The organism is Mobiluncus mulieris (assembly GCF_014204735.1).
Classification (GTDB): Bacteria; Actinomycetota; Actinomycetes; order Actinomycetales; family Actinomycetaceae; genus Mobiluncus; species Mobiluncus mulieris.
Genome location: NZ_JACHMA010000001.1, coordinates 1,955,928 through 1,982,660, shown reverse-complemented (window position 1 = coordinate 1,982,660; position 26,733 = coordinate 1,955,928). Strand labels below are relative to the sequence as shown.

Annotated in this window: 20 protein-coding genes and 2 pseudogenes; 10 read left to right on the top strand and 12 right to left on the bottom strand. The window is 53.6% G+C overall.

All coding sequences use genetic code 11. From position 1 onward, the window contains the following. The first annotated feature begins 124 nt into the window (after window positions 1-124). The 5 genes from F4555_RS08765 to F4555_RS08745 all read left to right on the top strand — a co-directional run bounded on the left by F4555_RS08765 (window position 125) and on the right by F4555_RS08745 (window position 9,101). Window positions 125-1,486, top strand: a complete 1,362-nt coding sequence (locus F4555_RS08765; protein WP_115326109.1) for an FtsK/SpoIIIE domain-containing protein — start codon at window positions 125-127, stop codon at window positions 1,484-1,486. Beyond that, window positions 1,483-2,748 (top strand): DEAD/DEAH box helicase, encoded by a 1,266-nt coding sequence (locus tag F4555_RS11465; RefSeq protein WP_115325774.1) that lies wholly within the window; start codon window positions 1,483-1,485, stop codon window positions 2,746-2,748. The genes F4555_RS08765 and F4555_RS11465 overlap by 4 nt, the downstream gene beginning before the upstream one ends. After that, entirely contained in the window at window positions 2,681-3,910 is a 1,230-nt protein-coding gene (locus tag F4555_RS08755; protein WP_311768827.1) for a replication initiator, read from the top strand. The genes F4555_RS11465 and F4555_RS08755 overlap by 68 nt, the downstream gene beginning before the upstream one ends. Before the next feature lie 19 nt (window positions 3,911-3,929). Beyond that, window positions 3,930-7,121 (top strand): putative Ig domain-containing protein, encoded by a 3,192-nt coding sequence (locus F4555_RS08750; protein WP_115325776.1) that lies wholly within the window; start codon window positions 3,930-3,932, stop codon window positions 7,119-7,121. A gap of 489 nt (window positions 7,122-7,610) precedes the next feature. Then, window positions 7,611-9,101 carry a zinc ribbon domain-containing protein gene (locus F4555_RS08745; protein WP_115325777.1) on the top strand — a complete coding sequence of 497 codons (1,491 nt, stop codon included), beginning with the start codon at window positions 7,611-7,613 and terminating at the stop codon, window positions 9,099-9,101. Window positions 9,102-9,719: 618 nt separating this feature from the next. On the opposite strand, the gene F4555_RS08740 is transcribed toward F4555_RS08745, so the two are convergent. Further along, window positions 9,720-11,339: a cell wall-binding repeat-containing protein gene (locus F4555_RS08740; RefSeq protein WP_260400065.1), complete on the bottom strand. Its 1,620-nt coding sequence runs from the start codon at window positions 11,337-11,339 to the stop codon at window positions 9,720-9,722. 365 nt (window positions 11,340-11,704) lie between these two features. Between F4555_RS08740 and F4555_RS08735 the strand changes: the two genes are divergently transcribed. Both F4555_RS08735 and F4555_RS08730 read left to right on the top strand, forming a co-directional pair. Next, on the top strand, window positions 11,705-14,620 hold the full coding sequence (locus tag F4555_RS08735; protein WP_115325779.1) for a hypothetical protein: 2,916 nt from the start codon (window positions 11,705-11,707) through the stop codon (window positions 14,618-14,620). Between the two features lie 39 nt (window positions 14,621-14,659). Beyond that, a complete protein-coding gene (locus tag F4555_RS08730) occupies window positions 14,660-14,887 on the top strand; it encodes a helix-turn-helix domain-containing protein (protein ID WP_004013795.1) in 228 nt (75 codons plus the stop codon). 221 nt (window positions 14,888-15,108) lie between these two features. Here the strand turns inward: F4555_RS08730 and F4555_RS08725 are convergent, their stop codons facing one another. From F4555_RS08725 to F4555_RS08700, 6 genes and pseudogenes are all read right to left on the bottom strand, one after another. Then, complete coding sequence (locus F4555_RS08725) at window positions 15,109-15,393, bottom strand: nucleotidyl transferase AbiEii/AbiGii toxin family protein (protein WP_255312851.1); 285 nt, start codon at window positions 15,391-15,393, stop codon at window positions 15,109-15,111. Between the two features lie 4 nt (window positions 15,394-15,397). Further along, a pseudogene (locus F4555_RS08720) lies at window positions 15,398-16,966 on the bottom strand (IS1634 family transposase). A gap of 101 nt (window positions 16,967-17,067) precedes the next feature. Next, complete coding sequence (locus F4555_RS08715) at window positions 17,068-17,703, bottom strand: nucleotidyl transferase AbiEii/AbiGii toxin family protein (RefSeq protein ID WP_255312852.1); 636 nt, start codon at window positions 17,701-17,703, stop codon at window positions 17,068-17,070. Beyond that, on the bottom strand, window positions 17,700-18,275 hold the full coding sequence (locus F4555_RS08710; protein ID WP_115325780.1) for a type IV toxin-antitoxin system AbiEi family antitoxin domain-containing protein: 576 nt from the start codon (window positions 18,273-18,275) through the stop codon (window positions 17,700-17,702). Before F4555_RS08710 ends, F4555_RS08715 begins: the two co-directional genes overlap by 4 nt. 306 nt (window positions 18,276-18,581) lie before the next feature. Continuing rightward, window positions 18,582-18,824 (bottom strand): annotated as a pseudogene (locus F4555_RS08705) (integrase core domain-containing protein); the annotation flags it as partial. Between the two features lie 257 nt (window positions 18,825-19,081). Next, window positions 19,082-19,390: a transposase gene (locus tag F4555_RS08700; RefSeq protein ID WP_004013801.1), complete on the bottom strand. Its 309-nt coding sequence runs from the start codon at window positions 19,388-19,390 to the stop codon at window positions 19,082-19,084. A 317-nt stretch (window positions 19,391-19,707) separates the two neighbouring features. On the opposite strand from F4555_RS08700, the gene F4555_RS08695 reads away from it, so the two are divergent. Further along, window positions 19,708-20,271 carry a type IV toxin-antitoxin system AbiEi family antitoxin domain-containing protein gene (locus F4555_RS08695; RefSeq protein WP_004013802.1) on the top strand — a complete coding sequence of 188 codons (564 nt, stop codon included), beginning with the start codon at window positions 19,708-19,710 and terminating at the stop codon, window positions 20,269-20,271. A 5-nt stretch (window positions 20,272-20,276) separates the two neighbouring features. Further along, window positions 20,277-21,116, top strand: a complete 840-nt coding sequence (locus tag F4555_RS08690; protein ID WP_115325781.1) for a nucleotidyl transferase AbiEii/AbiGii toxin family protein — start codon at window positions 20,277-20,279, stop codon at window positions 21,114-21,116. A 293-nt stretch (window positions 21,117-21,409) separates the two neighbouring features. Here F4555_RS08690 and hypB read toward each other — a convergent pair whose 3' ends face one another. The 5 genes from hypB to F4555_RS08665 all read right to left on the bottom strand — a co-directional run bounded on the left by hypB (window position 21,410) and on the right by F4555_RS08665 (window position 25,117). Then, on the bottom strand, window positions 21,410-22,303 hold the full coding sequence (gene hypB / locus F4555_RS08685) for a hydrogenase nickel incorporation protein HypB (protein WP_004016124.1): 894 nt from the start codon (window positions 22,301-22,303) through the stop codon (window positions 21,410-21,412). A gap of 87 nt (window positions 22,304-22,390) precedes the next feature. Next, complete coding sequence (locus tag F4555_RS08680) at window positions 22,391-22,729, bottom strand: hydrogenase maturation nickel metallochaperone HypA/HybF (protein ID WP_004015451.1); 339 nt, start codon at window positions 22,727-22,729, stop codon at window positions 22,391-22,393. Window positions 22,730-22,866: 137 nt separating this feature from the next. Further along, entirely contained in the window at window positions 22,867-23,244 is a 378-nt protein-coding gene (locus F4555_RS08675) for a hypothetical protein (protein WP_004013806.1), read from the bottom strand. Window positions 23,245-23,286: 42 nt separating this feature from the next. After that, window positions 23,287-23,661, bottom strand: a complete 375-nt coding sequence (locus F4555_RS08670) for a hypothetical protein (protein WP_004015452.1) — start codon at window positions 23,659-23,661, stop codon at window positions 23,287-23,289. A gap of 289 nt (window positions 23,662-23,950) precedes the next feature. Further along, window positions 23,951-25,117 carry an ROK family protein gene (locus F4555_RS08665; RefSeq protein WP_004016128.1) on the bottom strand — a complete coding sequence of 389 codons (1,167 nt, stop codon included), beginning with the start codon at window positions 25,115-25,117 and terminating at the stop codon, window positions 23,951-23,953. Window positions 25,118-25,285: 168 nt separating this feature from the next. On the opposite strand from F4555_RS08665, the gene F4555_RS08660 reads away from it, so the two are divergent. Next, complete coding sequence (locus F4555_RS08660; protein WP_115325782.1) at window positions 25,286-26,710, top strand: sugar porter family MFS transporter; 1,425 nt, start codon at window positions 25,286-25,288, stop codon at window positions 26,708-26,710. Window positions 26,711-26,733: the final 23 nt, after the last annotated feature.

The following is a 26,733-nucleotide window of genomic DNA, read 5'->3' as shown; positions in this document are numbered from 1 at the left end:
TCCGCCTCACCGGTGGGGGCGGCTGTAGCTAACTGTTCCGGTCGCCCCCCACCAACTCAAATCCCCTGGGAGGTTTCTATCTCCCAATTATTAACAATTTCTCTACGAAAAGGAGTAGATGAAAATGAATACGACAAAGTTTATCAATAGGTTATCGTTCTGGGTTTTGTCTAAAATCTGGGTCACCTGTCTGTGGCTGCCGGTGTTGCTGCTTGCATGGGTTTTTGTGGAGCCTGCGTTCAGTTGGGCTGGCATCAAAGTAGTAGGTATTGCTGCCGGGGTCTTGTTCCTGGCGGGGCTGGCTGTTCCTCAGTTCTGGTATGCGGTGCCGGTGTTGGGCGACGTTTGGCGTGCCTATCAGAAACGGGCTGTACGCCGGGGCAGGGAGGCTCTTGCCGCGTGCGAGCTGGTGTCTAAGAGCGACGCGGAGTATTGCAAAGCGAGGCTTGCCGGCGACTTGTGGGAGTTCATTTGCCCTTGGGCTGCTGGGGGGGATGACGCAATGGTGCTGGTGCTGATACGCAAGCATCTTGCCCGGTTTGGTGCCAGGGATTTCGAGCTGCTGGAGCACGACGACAGGACAGGGCGTTGGGTCATCCGGTTTTTGAAGCAGCCTGATATGGAGGCACCTATCAGGCAGAATTATATGCTCGCGGATTTCCCTAAGTTCAGCTTGGATGACTGCGGCATTGAATACGGCATTGACGATTTCGGGTACAAGCACCGGCTCATTCTGCGTAACCAGCCGGGGATGCTGGCTGGTGGAATGCCAAATTCCGGGAAAACCAGCGGTGCCCAGGTGATAGTCGGGTCGCTGCTTGCCTCTCCTAATGCGGAAGTGCACATTATCGACGGCAAAGGCGGGGCGGAATGGTCTTGGGCGAAACACTCAGCGAAAACATTCATCAGCGGCACCGGTAGTCTGAACCAGGTCATCAATCTGCTCGAAGACCTGGTTCAGGAAATGGAACACCGGCAGGAAACCATGCTGGAACGCTACGGCGTGCCTGCTTTTTGGGACACGATACCCGACCCGACATGCCCGGTGCTGTGCCTGGTGATTGACGAATGCCAAACGTTGTTCGACACGCGTGGGGCATCGAAAGAGGATAAAGACAAACTGGAGCGTATTACCGCACTCGTCGCGGATTTAGTGAAGCGGGGACGCTCCGCAGGGGTATTCCTCATGCTCATGACCCAGAAACCCACCGCCGACGCCATACCCACCAGTATTAGGGACAACATCGGCATCCGGGCTTGTTTCCGTGTGGCGACCCGCGAGGCGGAACAAGCGGTCCTTGGGTATCCGGCTGAAAATACTCTTTCCCTGGCATACACCATCCCCTCGGATAATCCCGGCCAGGCAGTAGTGCTGGAAGACGACGGACTCAGGCACAACGTGAAGTTCTACTACGTCCCGCAGTACGTCCTGACCCGTTTCGCTGAACAGGCGGAACAAGCAGCAGAGGAAGAAGTGGCACTGTGACCCAGGAACAAGAAGCAGTTTGTGCATCCACGGCTGACCGGGTGCGGGTTCTTGCTGGTGGTGGCACCGGCAAGACTCACACCATGGCCGAGCTAGCCAGGCGAAACCCGGAGGGCTGCCTGGTGCTTGCCTATACTGTCGCTGCCGCCAGGGAGTTTTATAGCCGTATCATGAATCCTCTGGTAGAAGTACGGACAGTTCATTCCCTGGCGTTGGAAATCCTGCGGGTGTTTCCGGGCATTGAAATCCCTGAAATCAACCATGAAGAAGCAATTGACGAACTGGCTGGCGACTGCCTGGTTGATGCTGGTGTTCCCAACAGTTCAAGCAACCGGAAAATCCTCGTTAAAGGCTTGGATTTCCTGCTGGCCAGAGAGTTCTCCCTGGAAGGATTCGCGTCTTCGTCTTCCACCCTGGCAGCGGCGAAACTCCCACGATTAACCGAGTCCCTTTACAGCCAAATGGTTGCAAATGGGCTTGCCACTTTTAACATGTGGGTGTATCTCGCGGTGTTGCTCTTGGAAAACAACCCGGACTTCCTCAAGGCACAATCCCAACGTTGGCAGACGGTCATCGTGGACGAAGCCCAAGACCTGACCCCGCTGCTCGCCCACCTTATCCGGCTGCTGGCCGGGGGCTCTCGCTTGGTCATAGTGGGCGACCCGTGCCAGGAGATTTTCGGCTACTCCGGGGCAGGAATCCCCTGGTTCACCGACCCAGGATGGGAAGAATACCATCTGACGACCTGCTTCCGTTCCGCTCCTGAAATTCTAGAGGTGGTCAACCGTGCCCGTACCGACGGGTTAACCGTTTCTGCCGCGAATCCCAGGCTCGCTGGGAGAGTGGAACGTCACAGTTATGACCCCGGCAATAAGGATTGGGACAGGCTTTTCGCAGACAACATACGTTCCAGCCGGGAGGCGGGAACCGTTGCGGTGCTCGCCCCTACCCATGCTGAACTACGCAGGGCAGGAAAAATCCTTGACACTGCTGGGATTCTCTACCGACAAAACAACCCCGACGACGAGCCAGACTTCACCGCCCCCGCACCCCGCACGACCAAGGGAGGGACGGTGATTCTTTCCACGATTCACTCCGCTAAAGGCATGGAATGGGACTCGGTGCACGCCATAGCCATGGGAAGCTTGGTACACCCCAGCGTACTCACGGGATTCCAAGAAAGGAATTTGCAGCATGTGGCGGTTTCCCGCCCGAAAACCCGCCTCTACATGTACTTCTGGGAAGGTGGGGAGAATGTCTAACAATCAGGCATCCAAAGCGAAAGAACTGTACAGGAAAGCTAATAAGTTCTGTTCGAATCCCCGCATCATTAAAGGGAAATACTACAATTGCGGTTCTCGCCTCGTCTCAGTCTGTTCTCATTGTGCCTACCTGTACAGGGGTGACTGGTTGGTCATCAGCTACAGCGGCTGCCTGCCAGGGAAAAATCTTCCCGCAGAGGCATTGGAAGGCTATGTTTTTTATTTCCTGACGCTCACCGCACCCTCGTTCGGGGCAGTTCACTACGTCCCTAAAGACCACGACAAACTGAAAATATGCGGCTGCGGCAAAATCCACACCCCGGAAGACCTGGGGTTCAAAGGAGTCCCGTTAGACCCGGATTCCTACGATTATGCAGGGCAGGTTGCCTGGAACAAGTCTGCTGCCTCTCTTTGGGGCAACACTTATCGGGCATTGAGAGAAAAATACCCGTCCCTGGATTTTTTCAAAGTATGGGAATGGCAAGCACGTGGTGCCTTGCATCTCCACGCAGTACTCAGGGTGAAACAGTCTGAAGGGACGAAGCCCGAAAAAATCACAGAAATCGCTTTGAATCAGCACTCACACGGGCACGGGTGGGGCGAAAAATCTTTATGCGAGCCCGTGAAAGACAGTACGGAACGCGAGAAACGCACCAAGTACACAGGCAAATACGTTTCATACTCCGCGAAATCCTGGGGACAATTCCTTATCTCCCAGCAATACGACCCGACCCTCATCAACGAGCACTACCGCCGTCTGGACAAGGCAGCGAAAGAGCTGGTTTGCCCCAAATGCGTGGAAGGCGTGACCTGTACTGCCGCCTGCCACGCCAATTTCGGTGCGACCTCCCGGGTAATCTCCAACTCCAGGAAAAGCAAGGATACCCCCGGCTGGTCTTTGAACGGAACAACTAGGAAAGTCTTGAAGCAGAAACGCTACAATCTCTACACCTCCAACTACGACCGCGACGAAACCAAGATTGGTATGGCACGAGCCAAGAAGGCACGTCAGGAACTAGCCAACCTTAACTCCAGCCGGCAAGACATCGCCGCCAGGTTCGCTAACATCACCGCCCGATACTATAAACCCGGAAGAACCCGTCCCGGCACAAGGAACCATCGCTCCAAGCCCTCCCTGGCAGGGCGACCCGCCCCGTTCTAACCGCACCGGGTCGCCCAACATGAAGCCGTATTCTATCCACGCCTCGGCGACGGGTGATAATAGTGGCGTCAACGCCACCCCAATTACGGCCACAGCAAGCGGTTTGCCACAAGGCGTCACCTATACAGTGACCAGGGATTCCGGCTCCGACCAGCGTGGGGTCACTGTTGCATTCAGCGGCACCGCGAAAAAGCCGGGGGTTTACCCGGTTACCGTGAGTTTCGAGAGGGCTAATACAACCGGTAGAGGAACGGTGAGTAAGTTCAACATCCATGTCTCCGACACCACCGCTCCGGTCATCCAGCCCATTTCAGACAAAACCCTGAAGACGGACTCTAAAATCACGCCCGGCAAGAACCGGGTGAGCATTCCGTTCCAAATCACTGACAATTCCGGGGTGTATATCGTCAGTTCAGTGACCGGTCTGCCGAAAGGATTATCCTGGACGAAATCCGGTATCTCCGGGAACATTGACCCGTCGGAAACCGGGAAAACTTTTGACGTGACGGTGAACGCCGAAGATACCATCATTCCGGGGCACCCGACGCATGAAATCAACAAGTCCTCGGAGTCTTTCCGGATTACTGTGACGGACGGCACGGAGCCGGACATCGGCACCACCGATTTCGCGGGCTTAACAGACCGGCTGGAGCCGCAGCCTGGGCAGGTTAACCGGGAGGTCAGTTTCGAGCTGGTCACGGGCGACAATTCCGGGATTAATCCGGACGTGTCTTTCTCTCGTCCGCTGCCGGACGGCCTGAAATATGACAAGTTCACGAAGATGATTACGGGCAGGTTAGAACCGCACACGTTCCTGCAAACCCCGTACCGCTTGACCGTCACCGCGAAAGATACGGCGGGCAACGTCCGCAACAAGTTGATGACCGTAACGATTTCGGACGGTACTGAACCGCAAATCACGTTCACCGACCAGACCGCGAACACGGGGGACAACTTCTCTTACACGTTCCCGAATGTTTCGGACAATTCCGGCAACAAGCCGAAAGTGACGTTGGAAGGGATTCCTCGCGGCCTGGGATGGAACGACGTGTCCTACACCCTGTCCGGGACTATTCTGCCGGAGCTGGCCAGGAACAACGGCGTCAACAAGATGACGGTGGTTTCCCGCGACCTGGCGGGCAACTCTACTAATCCGAAAGTGTTTACCCTGAAAGTCATCGACACGACCCCGCCCGAGATTCCCGAAATCATCAAAGACAAAGACGGTAACCCTCTGGTTGTCGACGGGCTGCATGTGCTGAATGACGACACCACCACCACGGAGGACGTGTACACTAGGCAGATTGTCGCCACAGACAATTCCGAGTCCGACTTGAAGTATGACATCAGCGGGCTGCCTTTAGGGATAGGGTATGACGAGGACACCGGGCTGATTTCCGGCATGACGAAGAAGCCAGGAATTTACCCGATAGACGTGAAAGTGACCGACCCGTCGGGCAACACTTCTGTCGGTGCCAGGTACTACCTGACTGTTTTGGACAAGACCCTGCCGTCTATGGTCGGCGACCCGCAGTTAACCGGGGAAACCTCTGTTAAAAACGAGGTGGAATTGCAATTCAGCGACAATGACGGCTTCCCGCCCTCGTTAGAACTGGGGCAGATGCCGCAAAACAACGCGACTCAAAACATCGCCACTGAGGTTGTATATGACCCCGCCACGGGGCTTACTACTCTGAAAGTGACGGTCATAGCCCGCACCCCAGGAGTACGGGAGTTCCCAATCACAGTCACCGACCGTGCAGGCAACGCCTACACGGACAAGGTTGTGATAAGCATAGTAGACACCACTCCGCCGACCGTGACTGGTGGCCCTTTCAAATGCGAGACCGGCAAGCCTTGCAACAAGAAAATCACTGTCAGCGACAACTCCGGCGGTAAAACCACTGTAAATGTGGATAATCCGGGGCAACTGCCGCCCGGTGTAACTATTGACGCGGACGGCAACATCACCGGCTCCACCGACAAGCCCGGGGAATACCGGGTTGACGTGACGGCTAAGGACGAGTCCGGCAACGAGGCGAAAGCCGTCGTGGTGATTATCGTGACGGACTCCACCCCGCCGACCGTCACGATAGACGGCAAAGATACTAGGGACCACAACGCCGAATACACGTTAGAGGTCGGCTTCCCGATAAACCCGATTAGGTTGGAGACCAGCGACAACTCCGGCGAGGCCACACGCCTGGAGTTCGGGCCGCTGCCTGACGGGCTGCAATTCGCCCCCGACCGTAAAGGCGGAACCATTTCGGGCACCCCGATTAAAACCGGGGACTATACGACTCACGCCACCCTGTCAGACCCGTCCGGCAACATTACTAGGTTTACTATTCTGTTCCACATCATCGACACCACCGCCCCGAAAGCGACCGGCGGGGAAGGCTCTAAGACAGTGAACGGGTATATCCAGTGGACTGTGGAAGCCGGAACCGATATAGAGCTGAAAATCAACGTGAAAGACAACAATCCCGGCGTGAAGCCCCTGGTGTCTTTGGCGTCCGGGAAGCTGCCCGACAATACTGAGCTCAGCCAGGACGGTGTGTTAAAAGGCAAGCCGCGTGACATCGGAGTCTACAATTCTACTTGGCGTGTAGCCGACCCGGCAGGCAACAAGACCGACATACAGGTCAGAGTGAACGTGGTGGATACTACTCCGCCGATGATAGTCATGCCGAAGCCGCTCTCCCTGCCCGCCTGCGAAACAATGGTGAACCTTACTTATCCGATACAGATTCTGGACTCGGCACGCAACGGAGCCGTGGAAGTTACTAATACGACGGGAGCCCCAGACGGGCTGAAATACTCCCACGCCGACTTCATCAAAGACCGCCAATTCTTCGGAATCCTAGGCAAGAAAGCGAAACCGGGAACCGTCTACCATCCGGAGTTCACGGCACGCGACAAAGCCGGGAACCTGGCTACTGAGACCGGAACCATCAAAATAGTGGCCTGCACCCCGGAAGAAATCGAGAAGGCGTTGAAGAATGCCCCGCAGGTTCCAGACGGGCTGCGTGACGGGTATCCTGATGCCGACATCTCCGGAGGTAATAACGTCGGCGGCAACATCGGGCCGCGTGCCTCCGCTGGAACCCTCGCGAAAACCGGCGTCGCCCTCGGCTCCCTCGCACTGGTAGGTGCCATGGCCGGGCTCGGTGTACTAGCCGCACGCAAGTCCAGGAAAGAGATGAAGTGACGTTGTTCCCCGCCGTTTACGGTTCAGGGCGTGAGGGGCGGGGGAAACTTGAGGTGTCATTTTGGCACCTCAAGACTCGGAGGTTATCGACAACGTGACGTGATATTCTCGTGTGCGGGGGCACCCGCTCCGACATAACGAAACGGGCGCTCATAGACATGGCTCCTGTCTACTAGAAGCCAAAAATATATTCAATAATGTCTTGGTCACCTTCCTTAGCTGCTCGAATAGCTAAGGAAAGTGACCAAGACTTTTATCAAGTCATCTTGTCTCCGTCTTTTCTTCGACTTTGATATTTCTGCCTATCTCGACGCCACATAGACAATGCGGATGGGGTCGGGCGGATTCCGGCGGCTTTTAGGGAGTTTTTATTAATAGCTAACCGAAGTCCCATACTGCGTAGACAATAAACGCAACGATATTAGCTCCCATGAGCAAAAATATACGTTGCAAAGCGGCAGTTTCTAGCCAAAGCAGAAGGCAAGATTAATGCCAGGGCATGAAACCTGGCAGGGTTTCACGCTGAAGCCCAAGTTTTTCGCCGACATTAAAACCGGTGAAATCCTGGACTGTGCCGATTCGCTTAAGCGTGACGTGGAAACCCTGCACGACCTGGTGGAATGGCAGATAAATTCTTTAGAAGACGGGATTTTTCGAGAAATAGAGGAATTCTCTCACCTGAAACCAGCCGCTGCGGGGCATTATTTAGGAATAAAACTACCTAAAGGTGTGGTGTTAAAGGGGAAGCCTGGCTCATCCAGATTTGAATTCCTGTTCCGTGGGCACGTTGTAGAAATTCTCAGGTCTTGGAAAGCCAGACGTGACGCATCGAATGGCGAATATGATGGTTATGTTTCCGCCGGATGGAAACGAACTGCAAACGATAGACCGCCGACCGTTCCATATCGCATGAATTTAGGCTTCGCCGGACAGTATTACGCAAAATGGTTGGAACCGGGCGTTTTGGCGATGGTGATAGACGGTCATTGGGTTGGGGTTGGGTTCAATATTCCGCCACGGTACTGCGGGAAACTCGCGTTGCCGACCGTCCGATTAAAAGACGGAGAACTTTTCTTTGATTTTGCCGTATCTAATCCGTATCAGCAGCGTGATTTAAACCAAAACTTCCTGGTTGGGGTAGATTTAGGGCAGAAGCACACGGCAACATGGGTAGTTATTAGCGGCGGGAAAATTATTGAATCGCATGATGGCTCCCGCCGAGTACATTCTTTAGAGAATAAAGTAAATGCTACGCACCGGCAAGTGATTTTTTTGCACAAGAAACTGGACAAACGGTTTTCTTACAGTGTTTGGAAAGAACTGGAACAGCAACGTGCTTCACTGTCGCGGAAACGCAAAGAGCTAGCGAAAATCGTCGCACAAGAAATAGCTGATACGGCATATATGTACAACTGTGCCGTAGTAGTCGAAGATTTGTCGCACATACGCAACACTATGGCTACCGGGCGGTGGAATCGTGGAGAGGTGAACCGCTGGTTAAACCATTACGTGGAACAAAACGGCTCCAGAGTATTACGGGTGAATGCTGCGTACACGTCACAGAACTGCTTTATTTGCGGCAACCGCAGGAAAACTACGCCTGGCCGCATCTATGCCTGCACCTGCGGTTTTACCGCCGATAGGGATGTGAATGCTGCTGCTAATATTGCTTCACGCGGATTTACCCCGTATCTAAAGATGATTGCTACTAGGAAGAAAAGTAAACGTTACGTTCCAGGCAAGCCTTCACGGAAGTCTCCCAAAATTCATGAAACATTGAAACATCCGGGACAGCGGCGTGACAAGTCGTGTCCTACCCCAAAACAGCTTAAAAGAAAAAGCCCCGCCCAAGCGGTTAAAGACAAAACCGCACCTACAGTATGGGCGGATGTGCCACAAATGGTGGTGCAGGACTCTAAAAAAGCGGCTAGAATCTTAGATTATTCTTATAGGCAATGTTCGCTTATATTGATAATTTAATATACTGTGTAGACAGGGCTCCTAACTATTAGAAGCCAAATATACTCAATAATGTCTTAGGTCGTCTCCCTTGGCTGCTCGAAAAGCCGGGAGGCGACCCAGGCTTTTTTAAGTCATCCGCTCACGGAACCTAGGGAGCAACCACCACACGCCAGCCCGGAACCACGCTCCCGGAGCCCAAGAATCCTGTGGTCGCCGGGGTTGCCAACTGCTGACAATAACTATTGTTAAACTTAGTTTATTATTGTATAATGTACTCATGTCGCGGAGAGTGCCTCCGAGACGTTAAACGCCTGTGGAGAAACTGTAAGACACGGAAGCGGTAACGCTGACGTGCTAGTTTCGATGAAGCAGGAATCGCATAATGCGAAGCCTCACCTGGTTAACAGGTGAGTCCAATTTTTGGTTGTTTGAAAAACAACCGTAAGTTGGAACGGTTGCTGCATTCTCCCGTCACCCCACGTAAAACCGCAGGAAGGGGCGGGGTTAGATACAGCTCCTTGTATCGGCATTAGGCAACCGCCCTCCCCGGAGTGTTCCGGGGAAGGGCGGTTGTTCTGGGAGGCGTAAAGCAAACCCCCACCCGGCGAAGGATGGGGGTTTGCTTAGTTCACGAGGTCAGTTCACGACCGCATACTTGTCGGGGTTCGCTCCCTCTCCGCCGATGAACACCAGGTTCTTAGTTCCGGCGGGAACCTTCAAGGTGTTGGAGTTGGAGTTCGCCAACACCAGCAACTGTCCGGTGGAGGCTGCCAGGGCTCCGGCGGCGAGGGCGTCGGGGAAGTCCCGCCCGGTAGCGACCATCATACTGTCGCCGCCCCGCCACAGTGACCAATTCACCAGCTTGTTCGCCGTGTCATACCGGTTTTCGCCGTCAGCCGAACCGCTCATGGAGACCCGCATGTTAGCCATCAACTTGTAGGTTTGTGCCCCTACCGCGAACGGCTGGATGTCCGCCACACGATTCACCTGCTCCGGAGTGTCAGCCAACACGACTGCCGCACCGATTTTCGCCGCGACGGCGGAAGCGGCCAGGGCGTCAGGAAAGTCTTTACCGGTCGCCACGAACACATACGGCTCGCCCCGAGCATTCAGCTTCAGCTTGCCGCTGGCTTTCATGTAGTCATACACCTTGAAAGCCGTATCGTAGCGATTAGCACCGGCGATACGTTCCGTCTGGATTCCCGCTGTTTTCAGCGAATCCTCCACGCCCTGGCTGACAACGCCGGTTCCGCCGACAATAGTGACCTTGCTGGTTCCCGCAGACTTCAACTTGCTTAGAGTCTCCGGCTCAATGGCAGTAGTTCCCATAGTCAGGACTACGCCGGACTTGCTGGCACCAGCAAGGGCACCCGCCACGAGTCCGTCAGGGAAATTCCTGCCGGTCGCCAACACGACCTCACTCTTATTAGCAGCCTTGTCCAGTAGCAGCAGCGAGGTATCGACCCGGTTCGCCCCGCCGATACGGGACTTGCCTACCTGAATGCCCTGCGGCTGGGGCTGCTGGGGCTGTTGATTGCTCAACGGCACCCCATGTGCTTGCAGCCAAGAGTATACGGCGGAGTCGATGAGGGGCTGCCAGTCACCTACAGCAATTCTGTGGTTATTACTGGTACAGGTTGTTCCCCCCGCCGATATAACACCAATAAGGTTTCCGTTTGCATAAACCCCGCCACCGGAGTCGCCGAAATAAATTGGCGATACCTGATTAGGCCAAATCAGTTTAACAGCCTTACCGTACTTGTTATAAACTTCAGTACTACTCGCAGTTGAGCAAGATGCATTGGATGTTTTGTTATTGTTAATAGGTTGTCTGGTGTTTGGGTCTACCAGTCTAGTTCCACAAGCCGATACTTGCATAGATGGAATTTGGTCATGGATGGTGTCGGTATTCACTACATTCGCCACCGCTCCAGATAAAGGAACTTTAGTAGTAATTAATGCAATGTCTTCACCTTGATATTTAGAAACCTTGGAAATATTTCCACCATTCAGAAAGATTTGAGAAGAAGCCGCATCACCCATTGTCATGCCGGAATTTGAGGTAATTACCACTCCGTGGAAATTCTCAAACTCAGTACCTTTATAAAAAATACAATGTGCTGCTGTTAATACATGGTAAGGAGAAATCTTTGTTCCTGAACATGCGGCATCATCTAGCCAAATCTGCACCGTCGGAATGTCCTGCCCCCATTGCGGATTGTTTCCGACACCAAAAGCTACAGTAGGCACCCCCATTGCTGCTAAAGTTAATCCAACGAAAAAGCCGACAATTCGCTTGCGTCCGTGCTTCATTTTCGTCTCCTTTCTCTACCCGGTCGGCTTTTCCGACCTCCTGATAAAAATTCTACGATTGGTTCCACGAAAAATAAAGGAGTCGTGTCCAGTTTTCGTTGGAATTGCAATCCTTTCCCGCTATTTAGCAACGAAAAGTCGAAAACAGAAAAACCTGGAAATGTTCAAGATAACCGCACAAAAGTCATGGTTTGCTGTATGAGACACGCACCTCAGCGGCTTACGTGCCCGAAAAAAGCCCCTGTCGAACGATATTAGGAGTACAAAGGCTCGGTTGTTTTCCCGGTTTTGGAAGCGAGGAGATAGAAATGGGAACCATCAGAAATAAACTTTTGGCGGTTATTGCTGCGGGGGCGTTGTCGGTGACTGCCCTGGCTTCGATAACGCCGTTCACCGAAAATCCGACAGACCTGCCTCAGGCTAACGCCTCTGGCAGCTTGAAGTCCACTACGGAAGGTGGCGGGAAAGGAGCTCCGCCTTCGTGGTTTGCGAAGCTGGCCGGTAAATGGAACGAGTGGAAAGCCCAAGGACAGGCTTACCTGGAATTCAGCGACCAACCGGATAGTTTCATAAAAGATATGGTTACTTATGACCCGCCCGGCCCAAACCCTCCCACCATCGTTCCCCAGGCTCCGCCTTCGGGTACCGGCAATATGACGCCTTCCAACCAGCCTAGGGGTGGCACGCCTGGTATCCCGGGATTGTGCAAGTGTACCGAGTGGTCTTACAAGATTGTGGACGGCGAGCGTGTGCGTGACAAGTGTATTGAATCATACCGTTACACCGACATCCACCGCCGTTTGAACGTGGGGTATTTCGACCCCGGCAAGGTTCAAGGGGCAGGCGAGTTGTGCGAGGCACCGGGTGCGTGGATGCTGGACAACGAGGAGAAAGGCATCCGTAAGGAACTGAAGGGCAACTCCATTATTGAAGCGTTTTTGAAATATAAATTCGGGCGAATGGGCGACCGTGACCTGCATCAATATTTTACTGAGAGGTACCCCAAGGATTTCCCGAACCGCAACTTTAAGCCGGAAGTTGACGTGCAGTTGATTTCGGTTGCTGGTGCGGGCATGACTCAAACCCCGGTCGGGCGTGAAGCCTGCGACTATTACTCTCCGGGAGTGAACCTGCCGTTCGAGAACTACATCAAGCAGACCAAGGGCTCTATCGACTCTTGGGACGGCGGGGCCTACGCGGCTGCCGACCTTGGAAGCGGCGACGGAGCGTCCTCGAAGTACATCGCGGTGAAGCGTGGCGGTACAATCTGGAAAGAAATGGATGACTGGTGGAAGTCCCACCCCAACTACGTGATGGCTTCACCTGGTTGTATCTACAAATTCAGTATTAAAGCTTCCGCGACTGACGCGGGTGCGGCTGGCCGCTGCGTGACTGCGGTCCAGGCGTGGAGCGACCAGATTGACGGGCCGAAGACTTCTAATAATCAGACCCGCGACATGCTGTTGAAGAAGACCGAGTTCGGCGACCGGTCTATCGACATGACGCCTGGTAAGAACCGCATCCACTGGGCGAAAACCAGTTCCGATGACCCGGATACTTCTCAGGTGATGACCGATTTCGGGGTGCCTTACGACAAGACCGACGAGTATAAGAACTCTGAGTTTTATAAGAACGCCACGAAAGGCGTGGGCACCGGTTTCCAGGGAGAAAGCGAACCGAAACTGAACTATAAGACGGGAGTTTTAGGAAACAACGCTGATTTAGTATGGGCGTGCGACAATTCCTATTTCCAGTTCGGTAACGAAGGGCAGATGAAGGCTGCCGCAGGCGACTTTAAAGAAGGACTACATAAGCCCGGCGACGACCTTGGAACCACCCCTATCGGCACCGGGAAATACGTACAAGACGGCGACGGGAAGCCAGTGTTCCATCAGGACACGGAGACCGGCGACATGGAGGGTGCCCTGAAGAACATGGTGGACTCCGGGTTCCTTGAAAAGGAAGACCGGGACATGATTCTGAAAGGGGCGAGAGAGAAGCAGTTCGGCTCTGATACCTTGTCTAAACAAGGCGGATTACCGCAGGCCGACGAGAACGGCAACGACGGAACCTCGTACGTATGGAACACTTCTACGGGCGGCGAAAACACCCGTATCGGTAACAAAAACTACCGCAGCTGGGTGTGGAAGGCGACCACGAAAGGCATGATTGACGGGGCAGACCTCGACAAGATAGAACCGGAAGACTTAAAGAAGAATCGGGAAATCTTCGAGAAGCCCCTCGTGAACCCTCTGAAAGGCTACGCGGAAAACGTGACGAAAGCGGACACGTTCTTCAAAGGTCTGGACGGGATAGACTCGGTTTCTGCCGGGCAGTCTTCTAACTTCGGCAAGGGCGGCAAGTCGGACAACACGATTACTTTCGGGCGTTCTCTCCAATACGGCATTACTACGCACCGTGCCGCCGCGAACGGGGTGCCTAAGAAGGGCGGGGTGGATGTGCAATCCCAGTTCATCCCGTTCCCCCCGGGGGCGTTCGGACGCTGGAAAGGCTACGTGTGGTCTGAAGTTATTAACCCGATAATGACTATTGACTCCGACGGCACCGCCATCGTAAACAATAATCTGAACGGTGAGGAAGCGAAAGAGCAGTACTACCAGACCATGGACCTAATGAACACCTGCAACTTCGACGATTCCAAGTTCTACTACGATTCGGGACGTAAAGGCGTCGGGGCGGAAATACCGGAAAAGGAAATAGTTAACCCGCGTACCGGCTTACCTTACGCCTACAACATGTCCGACTGTATCGCTGTTCCCGGTGTAGGTATCTCCGGCACAGCCGTCAGATGCGAATCCAACCTTTCTAACCTGAAGAACTCGACCGATGAAAAGTCCGCATTAATCCCGTCAAGGCCGACCATGTTCGGCAACGCCAACGGGTTCGTCTCCGACTGGGGGCAGACCGTCGGGGGTGTGAAGTCTGTGAAGTTAACAGCTACTGATGAGAAAGGCAACGCGAAAACCAGGTTCGTGGACTCCTCCGGACGTATTACTATGAAACGCGACGGCACCCCGGTCACGTTAACGATAGCGAAACCAGTAGTAGTCTCGTCCAACCCGCAACAGTTCTTGCCGAAAGCGACTTACGAGGTGTACAACAAGGACACCGGGAAGACCAGGACGGAAACCAGGGCGGCACAGGGGGTGTATGGGGCGGTTAAGACCCCAAATCGTTGGTTCAAACGCATTTATATTGCATAATAAAACCAGAGCTTAAAAAAGGCTCGATACACAAGAAAGGTGACTGCCTATAAGTTCACACAAGAGAAAGGACAAAACATGACTGAGCTAAACAAAAAACTGCTTAAAGCAACCGAGGTTGCCGAAATTCTCAACATTTCCCGCTCAAAGGTTTATCTCCTCAAAGACCGCCGCCAAATCGGATTCGTAGATGACGGGTACATCAGGTTCAGCCACGAAGATGTTGCTGAATACATTGAAAAACACCGCGTTAAAGCAATAGCGTAAATATCAACACCAGAATTTTCGGGTGTACCACCGAACGCTTAATCGGCAAATTAAGTCATACAGTTAACGATAAATTCGATACTTTTGGTTCTACGATTGCGGCTTATCGGGTTGAGTGGTATCCATCTTCTAAATCATTGCTATTACTAGCATTAACTTGAGTGGTGACTTGGGGGGCTTGAGGGGTCATGCCCCCCAAGTCGAATAAGCAGCATCTGGAATTAGAGCAACTCCTCAACAAAATCCCCCAAAACTCGGCAGCAATCCTCAAAGGTAATGCCTGCGGCGTAGTGGTTGGATTCCTGGAAGCTCCGCCAAGTCTTCCGCAGGTTGTTGCTCTGTTCGATTTGCCGAAGCGTAGCCGCCGCATCGTCCATAACAGGCGAAGTTCCCCTGGCTTCCGTCGTGTTCCGCAACGCTTCCTTTAGCAGCCTGGCATCGTAAGAATCCGGAATGGAAGCAATCACGTAAAGGTCGTAAAAGTCTTTCGCCCTCCCGAGTTGCACAGGTTTAGTGACCCAGCTTGTTTAGGATTTTCTGGGTTTCGGGGTTGATTTCTGGTTGGGCTGTGATTTGCTGTCCTCCGGGTAGGCTTATGGTGATTTCCCGGAGGGGTCGTAGGGTTCGGACGAGTTTTTTGGGTGTTATTCCGGTCTTTTGGTACAAATACCGGGATACGGCGAGGGCGGCCATGACGATGGTCAAGTGAGCTTCGATAGCGTCTTTTTGCCGGTGGAATATCGGGCGTGCTCGCAGGTCGGTTTTCGACATGCGGAAGGATTGTTCCACGTGCCACAGTTCGTGATACGAGTCGATAACCTCTGTTGCGGGCATCAACGTGGCGGGAAGGTTTGTGACGTAGCCTTTAAGTCCTTCGAGTTTCTGGGCGCGTTCAAAGGCTTTCTCATCAAAACTACAGCCACTACGAGTGGTTTTGACGAACCTGGGTCGACGTGCGGGTTTTATCCCGTCTACCGCGTCTAGGGCGCGACGACGCTGCGCCTCTAAGGTAACAGAGTCTCTCCTGGCGCGTTTCGCGGAGTACTGCCACACCGCCCGCCACGACGTGCCCATCGTAGGGTTCCATACGGGTTCGACCTTCAGCTTCTTGTTGTTGACTTTACTGTTGGCATGCCGGGGTGTGACCGTGTCGATAATCTGGCCGTCGGCGAAGTAGTCTCCGTTCCAATAAAAATGCGACTCTAAATCATGGGGTGCTTTGGTTTGCCTAGAACCGACAATGAATTTGAATCCGGCTGCGTCCAGAGCCTTGAGGTTCTCGTTGCTGAGCATGCCCGCATCGGCTACCACAACGAAAGAATCCAGGCCGTGACGGTCTTGGAACCCTTTGATAACCGGCAGAAGGGTTTTGGTTTCAGCCTTGTTACCCTCGAAACACCCTATTTCCAGGGGGAACCCGCTACGGTCTACCAGCAGGCCGACCACAATCTGGGGGTCAACACGTCTTTCTTTCGAGTAACCAACTTTACGCAAGCCCTGGTTTTCCCCGCTGTCCTCGTCCTCACATTCAGCCTCGAAATACAGGGTAGTCACATCATACAAAACCAAAGAAAGGTCACCAGACCTCGAAGCGTGTGTGAAGCAGGCCTCAGCCAACCGAGAACGATAATCCCGCCCCGCGCAGCGTTGTAGACAGTTATTGAAAGTATTACGATGCGCCACCTCAACACCGAGTTCCCCAAGAATCCGTATCGTATCCGACTTAGACGCAGGCTCCACAATACGAGCCAAAACCAACTGCTCAAACACGCTATCGTCTATAGCCTGGTCGAACCCAACAGCCCGATACGCCCCCCGGAGCACCGCCCACAGTAGTGCTGATGACTGATGCTGCACTTTCGGCGTAGAACAAAAACCGGTATCCAGGGAATTGAAATCGAATTCCAGCTACCCAGGACGCAGCTCTTTGCGCCCTATCTCAAGTAAAACCGCGAGTTTAGCCTCATCATGAGCCGAACCAAGATGCTTCAAAACCCGGTTCACCCGACCTTGCTTTTCCACTATCTGTACCGCCACAGCACCCGAGGCCGTTCTCACTTTACGCAAAAAAGGCGACATAACCCTAGTCTAACCAAAAACACCACCACCAATTAGTGACCCAAAACCACCAACCCAAAACCCCACCACCAGCACAAACACCCCAAAAAACACGCCATATGCTACAAATATGTGCAACTCAGGTAAGAATCCGGAATGGAAGCAATCACGTAAAGGTCGTAAAAGTCTTTCGCCCTGCTGGTGGCGGTTCCCCGTGACAGAACTGTTTCCAGCTTCTCTGCCAGCACCGTTTCGGTGGGGTAAGACCAGGCTTCCACGACCTCGCCTTCCAGCATCAGCGGGAATACCCGTTTCACCGGATTTGGTGTTATCGGGTCACCAGCAGTGACATCAACCGACAAAGGAACCCGCATCCCCTCGTAAACCGCAACCAGATTCACTTTGACTCCGTGGTAGCGGCGTTGTTCAGTAATGGTTTTGATACCCTCAACTTTGAAAGTAATCCCGTCTCCACCATCCACACCGCAAATCTCGGTAAACATCAGCCGCACGGATTCTTCATTCACTGCGGTATGCCAAGCGGTCGTGTCGAGGTCTTTGGTTGACCTAGCCTCGAAGCCCGCCAAGGCTCCCATCAGGAAACCACCCTTAACCACCAAATCATCCCGGTACTCCGACGCGACTATCCGCACCAACAAGCGTTGCAACATATAAACCTGCATAGTGACAGGCTCGTTGAGTCCGTACTTCCTGGCGTAGTTCTTCACCAGGGCTTTCAGCTGCATCACGTTCTTCACAGTACCGTCCTCAAATAGGTATCAACCCGACCGGCAACCCGCAGTTTCGCCGCATAGTCTGTCAGTTTTGGTAAGTTCTTCTCCGGTGAATCCAGATATTCCCGCATGGCAAAGTTTATCTGCTCCGTCACAACGTCCTGCCCCCTGAACAGGTCACACAATGAACGCTCCCGGTCATACGCCGCCACCCCATTGCCATACGGAGTGACTGTCGTTGTTAATCCCAACGGATACAATTTCCGGTTGCAGCGGTAAACCTGCAAATCCTGGTCCGCCAGACTGCGGGGGTTATATCCCGAGGGAACCGTCACCGTGTAACGATGCGGAGCCGTATCCGCTAGCCCGTGCAAATAGAGGGCGGTTTCATGGGAGAACACCATCCGCGTGTACCGCCGCTGCAACAACACCATCTCGTCCGGCCATTCGTCAACGACAGTGTAAATCCCACGACTGTACCGTTCTAACTTTCCTTCATTCACGAGGTCACCCAAGGACTCCCGGCGAAATCCCGCCTCAGTCACTTCCGCCGTAGTCACCACCCCTCCTTGACCCGTAGCTAAAGCGTTTCCCATGACTCACCCCTATGTACAACGGAACACTTAATTACACCATTAAGTTGTTCGGTTGTACAGTTGTCCGTATAGGATAGTTCTAGAGAACGTATCCTATGCGGATAAATTCCTTTCCACAGTGTCCATATTTTCCGCTCCATAAGCCCTCATATAGCCCACGTTGCAGATTTAAACAAGCAAATCCGCACGTAATAACCATTCTCACGCCGAATCCCCCATCCTCTGCGACGGTTCCCGTCCTACTGCTGGTAGGGCGGGTTTTTTGTTGGTATTGTAGGGTTTTCTGGGGGTGGGGGATTTTTCTCTAGCAACGCCTTGTTTCGCCTCGGCTCTGGTTGGCCAGGTGAAACGATGGTAGAACTCGTTTTTCAAGGTTGACCAAAACGACTCAGCCATCGCGTTATCCCAGCACACCCCGGTGCGTCCCATGGATTGGTCAACCCCGAGTCGTTTAGTGACCTTGTGAATCTGCTCACTGGTGTATTGGGCGCCACGATCAGCGTGGAACACCACCCGGCCAGGGAAATCCCCGCGTAGGGTTTTAGCCATCACCTAAGCGGCGTGGAAGCGCGTCTGCGAACATGTAAATCAGCTGTAATCCGAGGAGCCCCGTACACCCCGTCAGACGCGGCATGAAACACGCGCACCCGCTCATCAAGCACGGCCCTGGCTCCTAGCCCTTTTAGATACTCCTTGTGCTTTTCTATGCGCCCAGGCATAGTAGCCCGACCTAGACACACCCAAGAGTCTGGCCATACGCACGATTTCAAAGTTAGCGCAACTCCTGCGCCATCAGTTCAAACCGTTCACCGGTGGTCGCTTCGACGCAGAAGTTGTGCGGCCGCTTTTCCCAAAAACTCGTTATCCTTGCGTAGTTCCTCAATCTCCCGGCGTAATCGTCTCAGTTCGGCGCGTTCATCGACCGTTAACTCGCCATCTGGCTCGTTTTCCACAGTCTGTCGGTAGCTATGCACCCACCTACACAACGTCTGCTCAACTAACCCGAGTTCCTGGGCTACATGCGCAATCGGCCTACCCGACTCAACTACCAAACACGCGGCCTCCACACGATACTCCGGCGTAAACCTCCGTCTTGTTTTCCTCACTTCAGACATAGTGACCTCCCTTCCCAGCGAGACACCAAATCCCTAACCGCGATGTCCACAAAACCAGGGTAACCTCAGTCCTAACAATCACAGTGCTGCCAGCACAACACGACACTTATTGCTGTGCCGGTGGTGGCGTGTCAAAATAATCTAGTGGAGATGCTGGATTTAGGCCAGGCATGAGTTGGTATTGGGCTTCTTAAAGTACCGCAGCGCGTAATTTGCTTGACCGGGCTCCAGCAGAAATCTATGGGCTGTTTAGTGCCAGGCTTTTTGGGTAAAACTGTACTACTCTATAATAGAGTTATACGTTTTTACCCGGAAGTGTGAAAGAGGACGGAGTGGTGTTGGTTTTGGACGCGCTTGCGCCGAAGCGCAGTAGTTTGTATCGCGGTTTGGCTCGGGGTGAGTGGGAGCGGGTGGCGCGGGGAATTTACGTTCCTGCGGGGATGCCCCTCATGCAGCCTGAGTGGCTGGAAGCCGTTACGCGCCGCGCGGAGGCCACGATTTGTTTAACTTCGGCGTTGGCGTATTGGGATTTGACTGACGAGATTCCCGACCAGGTGCATGTGGCTATCTGGAAGGGGGCGCGTAAACCCGCGACCAGAAGTCCGCTTGCGTGGCATCATTTTGACCGAGATTCTTTCGGCGAGGAGCGCCGAGAGTTAGAAATTCCTGGTAGTGACGGGCGGATGATTGGAATTTATGGCCCGGAGCGTAGCGTGGTGGATTGTTTCCGATTGCGCGCCCTGGTTGGTTACGAGACTGCGACTGTGGCTTTGCATGAGTTGCTGGCTCGGGGCGGGGATAGGGCACTGTTGATGCGCCTGGCGATGCGTTTGCCTCGAGCACGTCGTCCGCTGTTGGATATTCTGGAGGCGCTAAATTAAGCAGCATGGATATTCTGGGTTTATTGCGCCAGCGAGCGCGGGAGGTCACGAGGCGAGACGGGATTCAACCCCCTACGCAAGAGATTTATGTTCACTATGTGTTGGAAGGATTTTTGGCTCGGCTAGCGGCTTCGCCCTATCGTGAGGACTTCGTGCTGAAAGGTGGCTTGCTGCTTGGGGTCTATACGGGACGTAGGTTTACCAAGGATATTGATTCTAACGCGGTGTCTGCCACAGTGGATGCGGCAGAGCTGCGCACCATCGCCACAAGTATCGCCCGGATTGATATTGGTGACGGGGTGGTTTTCAACCCGGAACGTTTGACTACTCGCGAGATTCGTGAGACCGATGATTATCCAGGGATACGCCTGAAAATGCCCGCCCGGATTAGTTCTTGGGAAGGCGTGTTTGCATGGGATGTTTCCACGGGTGACCCGATAGTTCCTAATCCGCAATGGATAACTATTTCGCATGAACCGGGGGAGTCTTTGCAGGTGTTGTCCTATCCGCCTGAAGCGATTATGGCTGAGAAAGTGGTGACAATTCTGGAGCGAAGCATTACTTCAACCCGCTGGAAGGATTACGTGGATATTCTTGATTTATATCGTGCCGGACTAGATGAGTCAGCTCTAGTCGCGGCGCTGAAAGCGGTGGCTCGTCATCGGGGAGTGGAGCTCCGTCCGATTGCTGGGCTCATGGATGGATACGGGGATGTGTATCAAAATCGGTGGGCGACATGGCGGAAAAAAGAAAATCTGGAAGGGAAAACCGAGGCTAATCTAGATAGTCAGCTAGCAAAAATGGCTACCATGCTCGACCCGATGCTCGTTTCGGCAGTTGAGTAAGAATGAGAGCGCTACAAATTTTAGGAGCTATTTAGGAGCATAATTTTTCAGCGGGTATTTTCCCTTGAAATATCAAGGATTGTTCTGCAATCCCCCTCCTCCGCTATATCTTTGATATTCCAACGAAAATACGTGATTGTATATTCAAAATCTGTTTTCTGGGGATGGGGATACTGTGGGGATAAGCGAAACAGTTTCAGGACATGCCGGGGTATAAGAAAAACCAGAAAACTAAGCCCCGTATGTCCTTACAATCGCAACCTGCGGATGGGGAAGGCTCCTATAGGGGCTGTTTAGGAGCAGGTTTTTTTGCCTGGCAAGGCGTTTTCCCGCAGCCACTGAACCCAGGTGTCGACACCTTGCCCGGTTTTCGCGCTGAGCTCGATGACAGTGGCATCCGGGTTTACCTCGTGCAGATTGCGCCTAAACAGCTCCATATCGAAATCGAGGTATGGCAGCAAGTCGATTTTGTTTACCACCACACAGGACACCGCCCGGAACATAACGGGGTATTTCTTCGGTTTGTCCTCGCCTTCCGTAACCGAATATACCATAGCACGCAAGTGGGCTCCGACTTCGAACTCGGCCGGGCATACCAGGTTGCCCACGTTTTCGATCATCAACAAATCCAGCCGGCTCAAATCCAGTCGTTCCAGGGCGTGGGCGACCATCGGGGCATCTAAGTGGCATTCCCCCCCAAATCCGGCGGCGGTGTTCAACACCGAAATCTGGGCTCCAAGTCCGTCCATGCGCTGCGCATCCAAATCGGTTTCAATATCGCCCTCGATAATGCCAATACGTGTCTCGCCCTGGAGCGCCCGCAGCGTCGCCACCAGCAACTCGGTTTTCCCGGAGCCCGGCGAGGACATCAGGTTCACGGCTTTCACCCCGTTACGGTCGAGGTCGCCCCGGTTTTGTTCGGCTAGCTCGTCGTTTTCGGCGAAAATATCTTCTAAAACGCTCACTCGTTCGGCACCGGTTTGATAGCCGGAATGATCGCCGTATTCTTCGTGGACATCGTGGCCGGAATGTTCGTGCTCATGTTCGTGCTCGTGCGAATGATGTCCATCGTGGTGCCCATCATCGTGGCTGTGTTCGTGAGTGTGTGTCACTACGGTGCCATCGGCAAGGACATGGCTGTGTTCGTGAGTGTGAGTGTCGTCGTCGTGACGGTGAAAGCGTCCCATTGTTGGCTCCTTTGCTGAGGTTACATTTACTCTTGTTTAGTTTAACACTGTTTCTGGTTTCTTTCTCGCGGGTTCACGAGGTGCCAGTTAGGATACATCCATCTCGGTGAGGATGAATTCTTCCCCGGTTTTCACGTGATAGCGCGTGGAATTGCAAGTGGCACACGCAAAGATAAGATTGTCGTCAATCGGGGTGTCAGCCCCGCATTCCTCGCAGGTTATTACTGCGGAAACCAGATTAATCCGCAGTTTCGACCTCGCGAGATTCTCGGACTGGCGACTCATGCACCCCCACGCAAAATCTAACGCGTCCGGCACAACCTGACGCAACACCCCCACGTCAAGGTAAATCGTGCTGACCGCGCGACCTGCCGCCGCCCGGTCAGCAATCCGAAAAATCGAACGCGCCAGTGCTAACTCGTGCATAAATCCAGCCTATCAGGGCGGTTTGAGAGGCCAGCCCACGCGCCCGGTTGTGGCCTCGACGTCCAAAGCGTTGCGCCTAGAATGGCAAAACATTGCCGTCCTAGGCGGCTCCACTAATAACGGTGTCGATATGCGGGTTACGCCTGTGGCATCGCAGCGGGGGTCTGGTCGGCACTTGTCGTGTTTTTCGCGAGCTTTGTTTCGATCAGGGCGTTCATGGTTTTAGCCACCACACCACGCGGGTCGGTGACCAGCAAGGTCACAATCCAGATAATGCCACCCAGCGCCAGTACCGACAGCCCCAGATAGGTGTCATTGAGCATTTCCACGGGCTGGGGGGTGAAGTAGCCCTTGGGGTCTTCGACGTATTCGAAAATCGCGTCTACGAACCACATAATCGCTGCCCCCCAATACATCCAGGCCAGCATCCCAACGCGCATCTGGGACTGCGGGGCGTGGGCGTACCACACGGCAGTGGCGATAATCGCGGCGATAACAGTAATCAGCAAGGTCATGTTTTTTCCTTCTTTTAGGGTGGTTTCGGGATTATCGCCGGCCTAGGCTTCGGTATGGGAGCGGCGACGAATCGCGTTGGTGGCCACTACGGCTCCGCCCCACACGACCGTGACCAGCACTGCCATGGTGACTCCCACAGTTGACATTTCGTGCAGCATTTGCGCGGTGTCTCCCGGGTCGGCGGCGGCGGTAAGGAAGGGGAACCAGGGTACGACCTCGTTGTGCCACAGGTGTTCAAAGGCTAGTAAAACCGCCCCGCCCCACAGCAGATTCGCCAGCCAGGAAATTTTTTGCACCAGTTCCAGGCGGCGCTTGGTTTGGGTGGGGTCGCTGTTTGCGGCGGCGCTTTTTTCGAGGCCGGCTTTAACGGCCGTAATCACCACTGCCTCAGCAGCGGGAACTAAGAAACAAGCCATCGGAATATTCTCCTTTTTTCCCGATTGGGGAAGCTCGATATTGACGGAATTTATGCTACCACGTATGTCCAAATTTTCATATGTCCTATGGCACACATAAATGTGAATGGTTCTCACTCCCGAAATCTCGTGATTCGGGTGAAGCCGCGAAAATTTTGCCAGCGAGAGTGAGTGTAGTGTGAACTTGAATCCGGGTGGGGATATTTAGGGTTACTACAGTTGGTGTGGACGCATTTTCCTAAAATACAGGTATCTCGATATCAAGATAACGCTTTAACCTGTGGCGATGTTATTGAGAATTGCTCAGAACCTGAAAATGTGTCCGCACGGTGGGTAGCAGTGTGGGCAGAGCGAGGAGTGTCTGACCTTTGAGGGGACGGTCGGGGAGCTGCTGACAGCGACACACCTCGGGTACCCGACGGTATTCAGATGTGAGCGCGTGGTCGAGAACCTGTTGCAAGGCATCCAAGAAGGTGTTACCCACCAGGTCAGGTTGCCCGTCGATATAAATATTGCGCAAATCCAGCAGTCCCACCGTCATGGCCAGCGTCTGCCCGAGGATTTGTCCCGCCTCGGAAAGGATTTCGGTGCGCCGTTCGGGCGCGGCGGCGAGGCGCGCCCGAATCGACTTATCGCTGACAAAGGTTTCCAGGCATCCGGTTTTGCCACAACCGCATTCCGAGCCGTTGGCCTGAGAGGTTTGGACGGTTATGTGGCCGATTTCGCCGGCCGCAAAACTGTCGCCCCGTACGATTTCCCCGTTGATGTACAAGCCGGCACCCACCCCCATTCCGATTTTTACCAGCATCGAATTATCGGTAAAAGCTCGGTTGGAATGCTCCGCAGCGAGGGTGGCATTGATAGTGTTGCCGGCTAATACTGGCAGCTGCAAGGCATCCTGAACTATCGTCTGGAGGGGGAGATTCTTCCAGCCCAGGCGTATCGATAGCAGCACGGTTCCGCTAGCGTCGACGATACCAGGAACTGTAATTACCACCCCCAAGATGGGGGAGGTGGATTGTTTTTGGAGCCGTCTGGCCAGGGCGATTATGTCACTGGCGCGGCTGTCATAAGAATCATCGTGAACGATTTCGGTTCGCTCGCTTACATTACCCACCAAGTCCAGCAGAGCGCCAACCAGCACATAGGGCTGAGACAGGTCAATACCAATCAGGCGCCAATACGAAGTGTCGATAGCCAGCATGGTGGAGCGTTTACCGCGACCAGGGCGGGCGTCCAAGCCGGTTGTGGTCAGGATACGAGTGTCACACATTTCCTTGGTAATTTCCCCAATTGCCATGCGGGAAACCCCGATACGTCGCCCTAGTTCGGCTCGGGATAAACAGTTGCGGGGGAAAAGCGCTCGGAAAATAGACCACACGTTGCGTGCTCGAATATCGGCTGTGGATTTACTTAGCTCTGCGTCTGGCGTGGAAATTCTAGTTGACTTGGTCATGAATCCCCCGTGTATTTGTCGTTTTCCACCTAGCTATCCTATCGCCAGAAGGGAGTGGAATATGAGAGTAAAATCCTCGAGCAACTACTTGTAAGGAACCATTACATAATGGTAAGATGGGGACACCATTAACGTTATCCGTCACCCAACACTCAAAGGAGAGACAAGATGGACTATGTACCTGTATCCTCGCCGCCGCAGAAGAAAGTAGAGCGGTATGTTACCATACTGGCGCTGATTGTGACCCTGGGGCCGCTGTTTTACGGCTTTGAAGGCATGGTGCTAAACGGTGCCATCCGAGCCGTCGGCAGCGAGTTTAACCTGAATGTTTTTGCCAAAGGCGTGGCCGGAGCCGCCGGGATTATCGGAGGCCTGATAGGAGCTAGCATCGCCGGACGACTGTCCGATCACATCGGACGGCGCGGGGTGCTGATTCTGGTCGGTCCCGCTCTGCTGTTTGAAGCCATATTCGGGGCGCTCAGCCCCTGGTTAGGTGGATACCCCTTCCTGCTGCTGTGCCGCGTGATTGGCGGCATGGGCTTCGGCTCAGCCACCACCGTCGCTCCCGGCTATGTAGCCGAGATTTCGCCGGAAAGAATCCGTGGACGCTTGATTTCCTTTCGACAGTTGGCCATTATTCTGGGCTTGTTTTCGGCAGCTATTGTCAACCTGATTGCCACTAAGGTGGCTGGGGATTCCACTGCTGCGGTTTTCCTTGGCTTGAAAGCCTGGCAGGTAATGTTCCTGTGCCTGTTGGTGCCAGCCTTGGTCTATATGATTCTGACCCCCTTGATTCCGGAATCCCCGCGCTACCTGGTGGTCAAGAACCGGCTGGAAGAAGCCGACAAAGTTTTACGTAAGTTAACCGGACAAAATGATATTTCTGGGAAAATCCGAGAAATCCAAGACTCTCTGGGAGGACAAAATGCTACCCTCGGAATACTTGCCGTACTGAAATCCAAGTGGCGCACCTTGGTGATGGTAGGTATGGCGATTGCAGCCTTCCAGCAACTGACCGGCACCAACGGGATATTCTTCTATTCCAATATGCTCTTCGAGGCCGTGGGAATCCCTGAATCGGCCGCCTTTTTGCAAACCCTGATTTTGAGTGTTTTCAAAATTGTGGGCGTGACCACCGGGATTTTGCTGGTTGACCGGGTGGGGCGCAAGAATATGCTGATTTACGGCGGTACCCTGATGTTCATCGCCTTGGGTACCGTCGCTACGGTATTTTTGGTAGCACCGACCGGAAAAAACGGTTCGGATATCAGCTCCAGCCCGATACTGGGCTTCCTGGCGGTTGCTTCGCTGTGCCTGTTCCTGCTGGGCTTCACATCATCTTGGGGACCAATCTTTTCCGTACTGATGGGCGAGATGTTCCCCAACCAGATACGTGGCAGTGCTATGTCGCTGTCGGCCGGAGCGGATTTCTTCTTTAACCTGCTAGTGGTGCTGCTGTTCCCCTACCTAGTTAGCTGGTCGCCGTCCGCCACTTATTGGATTTACTGCTTCTTTGGGGTTCTGGCCGTGATTTTCACCAAAAAGTACGTACAGGAAACCAAAGGTAAATCCTTAGAGGACATGGGTAAATAGCCAATGGCACCTCGTGAATTTAT